Source organism: Rhodococcus huquni (genome assembly GCF_055231055.1).
The window spans coordinates 116,024-128,753 of record NZ_JBUYWE010000005.1 but is presented as its reverse complement, the minus strand read 5'-3'; the positions used below and the strand labels follow the sequence as shown (position 1 = coordinate 128,753).

Below are 12,730 nucleotides of genomic sequence, written 5' to 3'. Positions count from 1 at the left end.
CGTCTACTCCCCCTGTTCCGGGTAGACGCCGGCGAACAGGATCTGGAAAAGCTTGGGCACTCGCGGCTCCGTTTTGGTCGACGGAACGAACGGCACGGTTCCGGTGTCCGTCACCACGAAGTCGGCGTGAACGTTCGGGTCGGGATTGGGTAGGCCCCAGCAATTGGGGCCGCCGGTCGCATTCACCTTGGGCAGATCACGCGGGTACTCGTACGCATTCATGCCGTACATGAAGCTGGCGTTCAGGGCGATGCCTTCTTGATTACCACCGAAGATCGCCTCGCCGAGCGGACGCGCATTGTTGAGACCCTGGATGAAGCAGGTGATTGCCGGCGAGTACTCCGCGAGCAAGTCCGTGGTCGGTTCGAGCAGGTCGAGAGCCGACACCAGGTTCGGCTCGTTCTCCGTGATCACGCCGTTCGCATTGTCGGCCAGGCCGATCACGTTGAGCAGCAAGCTGTCCAGGTTGCCCTGTTCCTCGACCACCGTGTTGCCGATGGCAGTGACGTTGTCGACCGTGTGCAACAGGTCCGGCGCCGTATCCGCGTACAGGTTGGATACCCGCCCCGCCTTGGCCAGGTCTTCCTGCAACTGGGGCAGGCTCGGGTTGATCTTGTTCAGGTACTGGTCGCCCTGTTCGAGGACCTGACCGAGTTCGTCGCCTCGCCCTCGAAGAGCGGATGCCACCGCACCGAGTGTGGCGTTCAGCTTCTCGGGCTGCACCTGCGCGAGAACGTCGGACAAATGCTGGAAGACAGTGTTGAACTCGACCGTCACACTCTTCGAGCCGATGGTCGCGCCGGCACTCAGGTGCTTCGCCGACGGATCCTTCGGCATCACGAAGTTGACGTACTTCGCGCCGAACACGGTCGTCGACTTGATCTCGACCTCGGAGTTGGCCGGGATGAGCGACATCATGTCGGGCTTCATGTCCAAGTTGAGAATCGCGCCTTCCTCGCTGTGTTCGATCGAGCCGACGCGACCGACCTCGACGCCGAGGAGCTTCACCTTGGCGTCGGGTTCCATCACCAGTCCGGCTCGGTCTGCGGTCACCGTGACAGGAGTCGTCTTGGTGAACCCGCCGTTGAACATGATCAGTGCTACGGCGACGACAGCGACAAGACTGCCGACCAGCACCAGAGCGGCCAGTTTCTTCTTCCAACTCGAATCGGTCATCGGGCGCCCCTATCCCGAGAGGTTGAAGTTGCCGGACGCGCCATAGATGGCGAGTGAGATGAGCAGGGTGACCGTCACGACTGCGATCAGCGAAGACCGCACGGCGTTGCCGACCGCGACGCCGACGCCGACCGGGCCGCCGGTTGCGGTGAAGCCGTAGTAGGTGTGGATCAGCATGATCGCGACAGCCATGACTATTGCCTGCGCGAACGACCACAATATGTCCGTCGGCATCAAGAAAGTCGAGAAGTAGTGGTCGTAGACGCCACCGGATTGTTTGTAGAGCACGACTGTCGCGAACCGGCTCGCGATGAACGAGGCGATGACGGCGAGTGCATAGAGCGGAACGATGGCGATCATGCCGGCCATCACGCGAGTGCTGACGAGGTAAGGAACCGACGGGACGGCCATGACCTCGAGCGCATCGATTTCCTCGGACACTCGCATCGCGCCCAACTGAGCGGTCGAGCCTGCGCCGATCGTGGCGGCGAGGCCGATGCCGGCGATCACCGGTGCTGCGATTCGAACGTTGATGAATGCTGCGAAGAACCCCGTGAGTGCCTCGACGCCGATGTTGCCGAGGGAGCTGTAGCCCTGAACCGCAATCGTGCCGCCGGTGAACAGCGTCAGGAATCCGACGATGACGACCGTTCCGCCGATGACGGCGAGAGCACCGGTACCCATGCTGATCTCGGCGATGAGCCGCAGGGTCTCACGCGGGTACTGCATCAGCGCGCGAGGCGCCGAGCCGATGGCACGCGCAAAAAACAGTGCCTGCTCGCCGACTCGGTCGAAAGACCTTGACGCGTTGGAGAATCGACGCCGTGCCCGCGGAAAGCGGCCGGCAGCTGCGAGTGCCATTTATCCCACCACCATGTCGATCACCCGTCCGTCAGCTTGAGGCCGACAGCAGTGACGAGAACGTTGACCACGAAGAGCGCCATGAACGAGAACACCACAGTCTGGTTGACCGCATCGCCGACGCTCTTGGCGCCGCCGCGGACGTTCAATCCCAGATAGGCGGCAACCAGGCCGGCGATCATTCCGAAAAGACCTGCCTTGACTTCGGAAATTATGAGCTCGCCGAATCCGGTGAGGAGGGTGATCCCGTTGACGAACGCTCCGGGATTCACATCCTGCACGAATACGGAGAACACGAAACCACCGAAGATGCCGATGGTGCAGACGAGGCCGTTCAGTAGGAGCGCGACAACCGTCGACGCCAGAACTCGCGGAACGACCAGACGGTGGATCGGGTTGATACCCAACACCCGCATCGCGTCGATCTCCTCGCGAATGGTTCGGGCGGAGAGGTCTGCACAAATGGCGGTCGCACCGGCGCCCGCCACGATGAGCACCGTGACGATCGGTCCGACCTGGGTCACGGTGCCGAGCGCAGCGCCTGCCCCACTGAGGTCGGCGGCGCCGATCTCACGCAGGAGAATGTTGATCGTAAAACTCACCAGCACGGTGAAGGGGATTGCCACCAGCACAGTGGGAAGCATCGACACCCGCGCGACGAACCACGCCTGGTCGACGAATTCACGACGTTGGAAGGGCCGGGAGAACACGGCACGAAGCGTCTCCGCCGAAACCGCGAAGAACCCTCCGACCGCACGCAACGGCACCTCGAGGAGGTCTACCATCCATCCTCCTCATTCATGTTCCGACGCAGAGCCGCTCGAAATTCCATGTCCAGTCCCCCAGAACGGCCTGTGATCCAAGTCATATTAACTAGAACGTGTTCACCTGTCAAAAGTGTCGTGGATCACTATCGATTCCTGGCATAGCTCACCGCGTTCACGCACGCCGACAACGCCTGCGTCGATTGTCGAAACCACGCTCGTGGCGCGTCGCTCCGCACTCGTCCCGGTATACAAATGCCTGCACAAAGTACGTTTTTGCAATCTCGCCAATGTGGCGAGTCACGAACCGATGGCCTCGCCCGGGGATCGCCCGGACTCGCCCATTACTCCCCTTCGACGCTCACCCCGAGCGTCTCGCCGCTTCCCCTGAAGCTTGGAAACTAGAACACGATCTACCTGTATTCAGTCCCTCCACACTGCACGGTCGGGCCTCACGACAAGGCCCGACCGGAGCGAAGACCTTGTATTTGTACCAAGTAACAACGAACGAGTCGCGTCATTCGGCGGGGAAATCGTAGCGCGTCACACTCCACGGTCCGACTGTGACGCACACCAAACGCAGCAGTCAGCCCAGCGACTTCACGGCGGCAGAGGCCGAGAACATCTTCGCGGGGTCACGGTCCTCGAAGTATTCACCCAGCTCGGAAGCCAACGCCTTTGCCGACCACTGCCCGTCTGCCGAGTCGAAACGCTGCTCCACGACCGGGGCCGCCATGAGCGCGACCATCGGCCCGTACACCACGAACACCTGTCCGTTGACTGCATCCGCAGCCGGTGAGGCCAGGTAAGCCACGAGAGCAGCGACGTGGTCGGGTGACAGCGGGTCGACCCCTTCCGACGGCGCGTCCCCGAACACGTTCTCGGTCATGGACGTGCGGGCGCGGGGGCAGATCGCGTTTGCGCGAACGCCGTATCGCGACAGACCGCGCGCAGCGGACAGTGTCAGCGAGGTGATACCGGCCTTGGCCGCACCGTAGTTCGCTTGACCTTCCGGGCCGAGCAGTCCGGCCTCGGACGACGTATTGACGATCCGGCCGTACACGGGAGCGCCCGCTTCCTTCGACTTGGCGCGCCAGTACGACGCCGCATTGCGGCACAGGAGAAAGTGCCCACGCAGGTGCACCTTCAGAACGAGGTCCCAGTCTTCGTCGGACATGTTGAAGAGCATCCGGTCGCGGGTGATCCCGGCGTTGTTGACGACGATGTCGAGGCTGCCGAACTTGTTCTGAGCCGTCTCCAGGAGCGAGTCGGCCGTGGCGCGCTCACCGATGTCGCCGGGGACGAATTCCACCCCGGCTCCGAGACCACGCAATTCCTCGAGGGTTTCGTCGACCGCGTCGTTCAGGGACAGGTCGTTGACGACTACGGAGGCCCCTGCTCGCGCAAGTTCGAGTGCCTCGAACTTGCCGAGTCCGGACCCGGCGCCCGTCACGACGGCAACTTTGCCTTCGAGTCCGACGTCGCGGTTGTTCACTGCATTCATGGGAAACGTTCTCCTGCCTTCTCTTCAGACGCCGCAACAGTAGAACGTGTTACAAAAATGAGCAATGGGCGAAGTGCCGTTCGTCACGAATGCTCCGAGAGCGCCGCCCTCGGGCACTGCGAAATCGCAGATCGAACGTCGGCTTCACGATCGGCGGGAACCACGGCCGAACTGATGTGCAACACCTCGTCATCGTCGAGGTCGAAGATGTCGGGGGCAATCCCCACGCACACCCCGTTCGCCTCGCACATATCGAGATCGACCCTGACCTCCATCGACATACCTCACTTCTCGTTGATTCAAGAGGGGCGGAGGGGTGCGATCGGGCTGTGATCCACACCATTCCTGCCACAACACTAGAACCTGTTCCAGTCGTGTGCAATGATTCGGGCACCGACCGACCGAAGAGGTGCTTTCGATGCACATCACGTACACGCCGGAACAGCAGAAGTTGCGCGAGGAATTGCAAGCGTACTTCGCAAAGCTGCTCACTCCAGACCGGCGCGAGGCACTTGCCGCCACCACCGGCGAGTACGGCTCCGGCACCGTTTATCGCGATGTCGTCGCACAAATGGGCAAGGATGGCTGGCTCACGCTGGGCTGGCCGAAGGAATACGGCGGGCAAGAGCGCTCGGCGATGGAACAGCTGATCTTCACCGACGAGGCTGCCATCGCAGGCGCCCCCGTACCGTTCCTGACGATCAACTCCGTCGCGCCGACGATCATGCACTTCGGCACTCCCGAACAGAAGGCGTTCTTCCTTCCGAAGATCTCGGCCGGCGAACTCCACTTCTCGATCGGCTACTCGGAGCCCGAGGCCGGCACCGATCTGGCGTCTCTTCGCACCACCGCCGTCAAAGACGGCGACGATTACGTGATCAACGGGCAGAAGATGTGGACCAGCCTCATCGCTTACGCCGATTACGTGTGGCTGGCCTGCCGTACCGATCCCGACGCGAAGAAGCACAAGGGCATCAGCATGCTGATCGTGCCGACCACCGCCGAAGGCTTCTCCTACACACCGGTACACACCATGGCCGGGCCCGATACGAGCGCCACCTACTACCAGGACGTGCGGGTTCCCACTTCTTCTCTCGTCGGTCCGGAGCACGGTGGTTGGTCACTCGTCACCAATCAGCTGAACCACGAGCGTGTCGCACTGACCTCGGCCGGCCCGATCCTGACCGCACAGCGTGAAGTCCGGGAATGGGCGCAGAACACGAAGCTTCCGGACGGCCGCCGGGTGATCGATCAGGAGTGGGTGCAGATCAACCTGGCGCGCGTTCACGCGAAGGCCGAGTATCTGAAACTGATGAACTGGGAGATCGCGAACTCGCAGGACACTCCCGGCCCCGAGGCCGCTTCTGCCAACAAGGTTTTCGGCACCGAGTTCGCAACCGAGGCGTATCGGCTCTTGATGGAGATTCTCGGCCCGTCGGCCACACTGCGGCAGGGCTCGCACGGGGCGTTGCTGCGAGGCCGAGTCGAGCGCATGCACCGGTCCGCGCTCATCCTGACCTTCGGTGGCGGCACCAACGAGGTGCAGCGCGACATCATCGGCATGACCGCCCTCGGTCTGCCACCGGCGAGGAGATGACGAACATGGATTTCACACTCACCGAAGCTCAGCAAGACCTGTCGGGGCTCACCCGCGGCATCGTCGGCGAACTCGTCACCAACGAGCGACTACGCGAACTCGAAGCCGCAGACGACCTGTTCGACGCGCGACTATGGGCCACGCTCGCATCCTCCGACGTGCTGAGCGCAGCACTGCCGGAGTCCGTGGGAGGCGACGGGTTCGGAGTACTCGAGCAGTGCTCGATCCTCGTCGAACTGGGTCGCGCGCTCGCCCCTGTCCCCTACCTGTCGTCGATCGTCATGGCGACGGGCGCCATCGCCGAATTCGGCGACGCCCAGCAGATCTCCGAGTGGGGAGCGCCCGCCGCACGCGGTGAACGCATCTCGACCGTCGCGCTGGCAGAGGAAGTCAACGACAACCCCGCGGCCCCTGTCACGGCAGCGCGCCGCGATGGGGAGAGCTGGATTCTGACCGGCACCAAGATTCTCGTGGACGCGGCACCGATTGCAGATCTGTTCCTCGTCCCCGCAGCCACCCCCGACGGCGTGACCGTGTTCTTGGTCCACCGTGACGACGACGGCGTCGACATCACCAGACAGGACACCGTCGACCACGCCAGCACGGGCGAGGTGGCGTTCCACGAAGTGCGCCTGGCCGGCGATCGAGTGTTGGGTGACGCCGATCGCGGTTCGGAGATAATGAAGTGGATCCTCGAACGAGGAACGTTGGGTTCCTGCGCCTTTCAGTACGGCGTACTCGATCGCGCACTCGAGCTCACCGCCGAGTACGCCCGTGAACGAGTCCAGTTCGGACGCCCGATCGGCTCGTTCCAGGCTGTCGCGCAACGCCTGGCCGATGCCTACATCGATGTGAAAGGTGTCCGTCTGACGCTGTGGCAGGCCGCCTGGCAGACGAGTGCCGACTTTCCGTCCGAGGGGAGCATCCACACCGCCAAGTTCTGGGCCGCGGATGCGGGACATCGCGTGGCACACACCGTAGTTCATGTGCACGGTGGTGTGGGACTGGACGAGGACCACCCGGTTCACCGCTACTTTCTCGCAGCGAAGGCCCACGAGTTCGGACTGGGGTCGGCAACACATCAGCTGCGCGCCCTCGGCGAGATTCTCGCGTCGGTCCCAGCCTGATCGGACTACTGCATGCCCACGACGGTCGCTGATCTCCTACTCGCTCTCGAAAACACCGAGGACCAGGGTCTCCGGTTCGAAGATCACTCGATGTCGTGGTCACGACATGTGGCGGCGAGCAAAGTCCGTGCGGCAGCGTTGCACTCGCTTCTCGACGGCGCGGCGCCACCACACTTCGGAGTTCTCATGGACAACGTCCCGGAGTTCTCCCTCCTGGCAGGTGCCGCGGCCCTTTCAGGGTCGGTTCTGGTCGGCCTCAACACCACCCGCCGCGGTGCCGCACTCGCCGACGACATTCGCGTGGCCGACTGCCGGATCGTGTTCACCGAGGGCGGTTCGGGCGAGTTGCTCGCGGGCTTGAACATCGACGCCCAGATCATCGATGTCGATTCCGATCTCTGGACACAGCTGCTCGATCGGCAGGATCCGAACACCCTCGCCGTCGCGAACACGACGCCCGCCGACCTGTTCATGCTCATCTTCACCTCGGGCACGAGCGGGAAGCCCAAAGCCGTCCGGTGCACCCATGAGAAGATCGTCGGGCCTGGGGTGATGCTGGCAGAGCGTTTCGGCATATCGAGTTCCGACGTCGTCTACATGTCGATGCCGATGTTCCACTCCAACGCGATGATGGCCGGTTGGTCGGTGGCACTCACCGCAGGTAGCTCCATCGCGCTGCGCCGAAAGTTCTCTGCCTCCGCGTTCCTGGGTGACGTCCGCAAATTCGGTGTCACCTATGCCAACTACGTCGGCAAGCCACTCTCCTACGTACTGGCCACGCCAGAACGTCCCGACGACGCGCAGAACACCCTGCGCCTCATGTACGGAAACGAAGGGTCGGCGTCGGTCGTGGCCGAGTTCACCCGCCGCTTCGACACCAAGGTCGTGGAGGCGTTCGGGTCCACGGAGGGTGGCATCGCCATATCGTCCACGCCGGGTAAGCCGTCGGGGGCATTGGGTCTGCTGCCCGAGTCGGTCCGAGTACTGGATCCGGAAACCGGAGAGGTCTGTCCACCCGCAGTGTTCGATGCCGACGGTCGGATCACCAACGCCGACGAAGCGACCGGCGAGTTGGTGAACGTGTCCGGCGCCGGGTCTTTTGCCGGCTACTACGGCAATCCCGAGGCAGATGCGGAGCGGATGCGAGACGGGATGTATTGGAGCGGCGACCTCGGGTTCTGCGATTCCGAGGGCTACGTCTACTTCGCCGGGCGCAGTTCGGGGTGGCTGCGGGTCGACGGCGAAAACCTGGGTACCGCGCCCATCGAACACATCCTCATGCGGCACCCGGCCTTTTCGCAGGTGTCCGTCTACGGCGTCCCGGACACCGAGGTCGGCGACCGGGTGATGGCTGCCGTCGTACTCGCCCACGATCGCGCACCCATGGACTTCGATGCTCGCGACTTCGGCCGCTTTCTCCGCGAACAGGCCGACCTCGGCCCCAAGCAGCACCCGACGTTCTTACGGGTGTGCACCGAACTTCCTCGAACCGCGACCTTCAAGATCCTCACGCGCACCTTGAGCGCCGAGCGGTGGAACTGTACCGACCCGGTATGGGTGCGCGAGCGTGGCGACAGCGAGTTCCGGCTCCTCGAAAAGTCCGCCTTCGCGGTCTGAGGTCTATCGGCGTCAGAGGACGGCCGGCAGGGTGATCCAACCTCGCGTGAACGACGACTGAATCCGCTCGCCGCGCTCGACATCCACTCCGATCGTGGGGAATCGAGTGTAGAGCTCTTCGACGGCGACCCGAGCCTGGAGCTTTGCCAGGTGAGACCCGATACAGAAGTGGGGTCCGCTGGAGAACCCGAGGTGACGGGGAATGCGGCGGGTGATGTCGAGTTTCTCGGCAGTCTCGCCGAACTCACGCTCGTCGCGATTGGCCGAGCCGTACAGCATCATCACCTTGTCCCCTTCGGGGATGGTGACGCCTCCGATCGACACGTCCCGAGTGACCGTACGAGCCAAGCCCTGGACGGACCCTTCGAGGCGCAAGACTTCCATCAGCGCAGCCGGGACGAGTTCCGGGTCCTCGACGAGGGTCTCGCGTTGTGCGTGATCGCCGTCCAACGCCATCACCGTATGGGTGATGAGATTTCCGGTGGTGTCGTTTCCACCCGCGACCATCACGAAACAGAAGCCGAGAATCTCCCAGTCCGTGAGGAGTTCACCCTCCGATTCGACCTGCACGAGAGTGCCGATCAAATCGTCGGTCGGGTCGGCACGTCGCTTGGTGACGAGATCGGAAAAATAGCCGAACATCTCGGCCACCGCGTCGGGAGCCGACATCCGGGCAACGTCGAAACCACTGTTCTGGAGTGCGGTCAACGCCTCGACCCACGGATCGAATCTCCACCGCTCCGCCTCTGGCACGCCGAGCAGTTCGGCGAGCGCGAAAGTCGGAATGGGAGACGAGAAGTCCCGGTGCAGGTCGACGTCCTCGTCGTCTTGCCGCTTGGCGTCGAGCACGTCGAGGCGACGCTTCACGTAGTCGCGGATCTTCTCTTCGAGGGCAGCGATCCTGCGCGGCGTGAACCCCTTGCCGATGAGCCCGCGGAGTTGCCCATGGCGAGGCGGATCCAGCATCACTATGGTCGGCGCGAGACCGAGTTTGCCGATCTCGTCGGGGACGAATGTCAATCCCTGCGCCGAGGAAAAGGTCTCGGTGTCGCGGACCGCGTTCCAGACGTCGTCGAACCGCGACAGTGCCCAGAACGGTGGGACCTCTCCTCCCGTGTAGCGATGCACCGGATCGTCGTCACGCAACTGCCGATACACCGGGAACGGGTCGGCGAGAAACGCAGGATCGAACGGGTCGTATCCGGGCATCGCCCCTCCTGAACCTCTTACTAGGACAAAGAATTCAATCGATTCACGGAGGCCTCGTAGCCATTGACGAGATCCGCCATCAAATCGGCCACCGGCCTGATCTCGTTCATACGGCCGACGATCTGTCCGACCGGCATCGCCACGACCTCGGGATCCTCCGACGCGACGATACGCTGATGCGCATCACTGACGAGGAGATTCTGCAGCGGCATCGGCAATGGGTCCGGTGCGTCCGGCTTCTCCCAGGCATCGGTCCACTTGGTCTTGAGCAGACGCGCCGGCTTGCCCGAGAAGATTCGAGTGCGGACCGTGTCGGAAGAAGTTGCCGAGAGCAGCGCCTTCTGGATCGCGGAGGGCCCCTCACCCGACGCGCTGCCGAGCTTGTACTCCGCAGCCGTCAACCAGTACGAGCCCATCCACACCCCGGACGCACCGAGAGCGATTGCAGCAGCGATCTGGCGACCGCTGCCGACGCCGCCCGCAGCGAGCACACCTGCCGAGTCACCCACCGCGTCGACGATCTCGGGAACGAGGACCATCGAGGCGATTTCGCCGGTATGCCCGCCGGCCTCGTAACCCTGCGCGATGACGACATCCACTCCGTTGGCGACATGCCGTCTTGCGTGCTCGACCGCGCCGGCGAGCGCTGCCACCGGCACGCCCTTGGCGTGCGCCTGGTCGATGACGTCCTTGGGCGGTGAGCCCAGCGCATTGGCTATCAACGCAATTCGGTGACCGAGTGCAACGTCGACGTGGGCGCGGGCGACGGAGTGCAGCCAGCCGAGCACACCGGTCGCGTGCTCGACGCCCGTATCCAGTGGTGGCACACCGAGTTCGGAAAGTGTGCGATCCACGAACGCACGGTGCTCCGCCGGAACGAGGGATTCCAGATCCACCGGGGTGCCCTCGGTCGGCACCTTGGCCGGCATCACGATGTCGACGCCGTACGGCTTTCCGTCCGTGTTCTCGTCCATCCACGTCAGGGCTGCTTCGAGTTCTTCTGGATCGTTGAACCGGACGCACCCGAGTACTCCGAGTCCGCCCGCACGGCTGACGGCCGCGGCCACGTGCTCCGATGGGGTGAACGCGAATATCGGATGTTCGATCCCGAACTTGTCACTCAGGTCCGTGCGCATCATGCACCTTTGCTCTCGGCTGCCTGCTGAGTGGAACCGTTCTCGTCGTCCGCGGGGCGACTCTCGGTCTGCTCCTTGGCCCACCGGTAGTCCGGCTTTCCGGCCGGCGACCTCTTGATCTCGTCCACGAACCACACGCTGCGCGGCAACTTGTAGCTTGCGATCTCCTTGCGTCCGGCCTCGGCGATGTCCTTCACGCTCGGACGGGCGGGACCGCGAGTCTGAATCACCGCAGCTACCCGTTGCCCGAATCGCTCGTCCGGAACACCGACGACGAGTACGTCGAAGATGTCGGGGTGCGACTTGAGCGCCCCCTCGACCTCTTCCGGGTAGATCTTCTCGCCGCCGCTGTTGATGGACACCGAACCGCGTCCGAGCATCGTGACCGTGCCGTCTGCCTCGACAGTCGCGTAGTCGCCCGGAATCGAGTAGCGGACGCCGCCGATGGTTTTGAACGTCTCGGCGGTCTTGACCTCGTCCTTGTAGTAGCCGAGCGGAATGTTGCCGCTACGGGCGAGCATGCCGACCTTGCCGGATCCGGGCTCGACCTGGTTCCCCTCGTCGTCCAGAACCACGGTGGAGGCGTCGATCTTCACGCGCGGGCCACCGGTGTGCTCGAAGCCCTTCGTGACAGTGCTGAGGCCACCGAAGCCCGTCTCGGAGGAGCCGATGGAGTCGGTGATCAACCGGTTGGGCAGGAGTTCGAGGAACTGCTCCTTCAACGCCGGGGAGAACAGTGCGGCGCTGCTGGCCATCACGTACAGCGACGAAAGGTCGTACGGCTCTCCGGTCTTGGGATTTCCCTCGACGAGAGCATCCAGCATCGGCCGAGCCATGGCGTCGCCGGTGATGAAGATGAGGTTGACCTTGTGGTGGTCGATGACCTGCCACACTTCGTGGCCGTCGAACTCGGGGTGCATCACGAGGGTGCCGCCGCCGAAGAGACTGTGGAACACCGCCGACTGCGCACCGCCGTGAATCATCGGGGGGATCGGGAACCGCACCATCGCGGGGTTCTCGGCGCCGAGCTTGGCCAGATCCCACTCGTCCGCGACCAGCTCACCCGTGACGAAGTTGGTGCCGCCGCCCAGCACACGCCACCAGTCCTCGTGGCGCCACATGACGCCCTTCGGCTTACCCGTGGTGCCACCGGTGTAGAGCATGAACATGTCGTCGGCGCTGCGCTCACCGAAGTCTCGATCCGGCGAACCCTTGGCGAGAGCGTTCTCGTACTCGACGCCCTCGAAGGCGGAGAAGTCCAAGTCCGTGCCGTCCTCCACGACGACGACCGTGTGCACTTGGGGCGTGTTGGGCAGGACGCCCGCGACCTTGTCGGAGTACCGGCGCTCCACGACGAGGGCGGCCATGTCCGAATTCTCGAAGATGTACTGCAACTCGTTCTCGACGTACCGATAGTTCACGTTCACCATCACGGCACGCGCCTTGAACACCGCGACCATGGCCTCGATGGCCTCGATGGTGTTACGGCAGTAGATACCCACCTTGTCGCCGGGCTTCACGCCACGATCGCGCAGGTAGTTGGCAAGCCGGTTGGCTCGCTCCTCCAATTGCGCGAAGGTCGTTTCACGGTCCGCATCCCTGAGCGCGATGCGGTCCGGGTTGAGATCGATGGAGTGCTCGACGAGGTCTGCAATATTTAGGGCCACGTCAACAAAATAGAACGTGTTACCGTTCCTGGCAAGACCCAATTCGAGACCCAGCTCACACATACAACGGGA

The 12,730-nt window shown here is 63.4% G+C and carries 11 protein-coding genes; 3 read left to right on the top strand and 8 right to left on the bottom strand.

All coding sequences use genetic code 11. The features are described 5' to 3' along the window. Positions 1 to 3: 3 nt before the first annotated feature. From ACZI8R_RS11800 to ACZI8R_RS11780, 5 genes are all read right to left on the bottom strand, one after another. Complete coding sequence (locus ACZI8R_RS11800) at positions 4 to 1,176, bottom strand: MCE family protein (protein WP_463379804.1); 1,173 nt, start codon at positions 1,174 to 1,176, stop codon at positions 4 to 6. Between the two features lie 9 nt (positions 1,177 to 1,185). Beyond that, complete coding sequence (locus tag ACZI8R_RS11795; protein ID WP_463379803.1) at positions 1,186 to 2,037, bottom strand: MlaE family ABC transporter permease; 852 nt, start codon at positions 2,035 to 2,037, stop codon at positions 1,186 to 1,188. A gap of 20 nt (positions 2,038 to 2,057) precedes the next feature. Then, complete coding sequence (locus ACZI8R_RS11790; protein ID WP_378575725.1) at positions 2,058 to 2,822, bottom strand: MlaE family ABC transporter permease; 765 nt, start codon at positions 2,820 to 2,822, stop codon at positions 2,058 to 2,060. A gap of 565 nt (positions 2,823 to 3,387) precedes the next feature. Next, complete coding sequence (locus ACZI8R_RS11785) at positions 3,388 to 4,305, bottom strand: 3-oxoacyl-ACP reductase (RefSeq protein ID WP_463379802.1); 918 nt, start codon at positions 4,303 to 4,305, stop codon at positions 3,388 to 3,390. Positions 4,306 to 4,388: 83 nt separating this feature from the next. Continuing rightward, the gene (locus tag ACZI8R_RS11780) at positions 4,389 to 4,580 is read right to left on the bottom strand and encodes a ferredoxin (RefSeq protein ID WP_463379801.1); all 192 of its coding nucleotides are present in this window, start codon (positions 4,578 to 4,580) and stop codon (positions 4,389 to 4,391) included. Between the two features lie 143 nt (positions 4,581 to 4,723). Between ACZI8R_RS11780 and ACZI8R_RS11775 the strand changes: the two genes are divergently transcribed. The 3 genes from ACZI8R_RS11775 to ACZI8R_RS11765 are packed head-to-tail and all read left to right on the top strand — an operon-like array spanning position 4,724 to position 8,646. Then, positions 4,724 to 5,902 (top strand): acyl-CoA dehydrogenase family protein, encoded by a 1,179-nt coding sequence (locus ACZI8R_RS11775; protein ID WP_463379800.1) that lies wholly within the window; start codon positions 4,724 to 4,726, stop codon positions 5,900 to 5,902. A gap of 5 nt (positions 5,903 to 5,907) precedes the next feature. Continuing rightward, entirely contained in the window at positions 5,908 to 7,029 is a 1,122-nt protein-coding gene (locus ACZI8R_RS11770; protein WP_463379799.1) for an acyl-CoA dehydrogenase family protein, read from the top strand. A gap of 12 nt (positions 7,030 to 7,041) precedes the next feature. Further along, the gene (locus ACZI8R_RS11765; RefSeq protein ID WP_463379798.1) at positions 7,042 to 8,646 is read left to right on the top strand and encodes a long-chain-fatty-acid--CoA ligase; all 1,605 of its coding nucleotides are present in this window, start codon (positions 7,042 to 7,044) and stop codon (positions 8,644 to 8,646) included. A gap of 12 nt (positions 8,647 to 8,658) precedes the next feature. On the opposite strand, the gene ACZI8R_RS11760 is transcribed toward ACZI8R_RS11765, so the two are convergent. Genes ACZI8R_RS11760 through ACZI8R_RS11750 form a run of 3 tightly spaced genes read right to left on the bottom strand, consistent with a single transcriptional unit; the run spans position 8,659 to position 12,658 of the window. After that, positions 8,659 to 9,855, bottom strand: a complete 1,197-nt coding sequence (locus tag ACZI8R_RS11760; protein WP_463379797.1) for a cytochrome P450 — start codon at positions 9,853 to 9,855, stop codon at positions 8,659 to 8,661. A 20-nt stretch (positions 9,856 to 9,875) separates the two neighbouring features. Then, the gene (locus ACZI8R_RS11755) at positions 9,876 to 10,991 is read right to left on the bottom strand and encodes an NAD(P)H-dependent flavin oxidoreductase (protein WP_463379972.1); all 1,116 of its coding nucleotides are present in this window, start codon (positions 10,989 to 10,991) and stop codon (positions 9,876 to 9,878) included. After that, entirely contained in the window at positions 10,991 to 12,658 is a 1,668-nt protein-coding gene (locus ACZI8R_RS11750; protein ID WP_463379795.1) for an acyl-CoA synthetase, read from the bottom strand. Before ACZI8R_RS11750 ends, ACZI8R_RS11755 begins: the two co-directional genes overlap by 1 nt. Between the last annotated feature and the right edge of the window lie 72 nt (positions 12,659 to 12,730).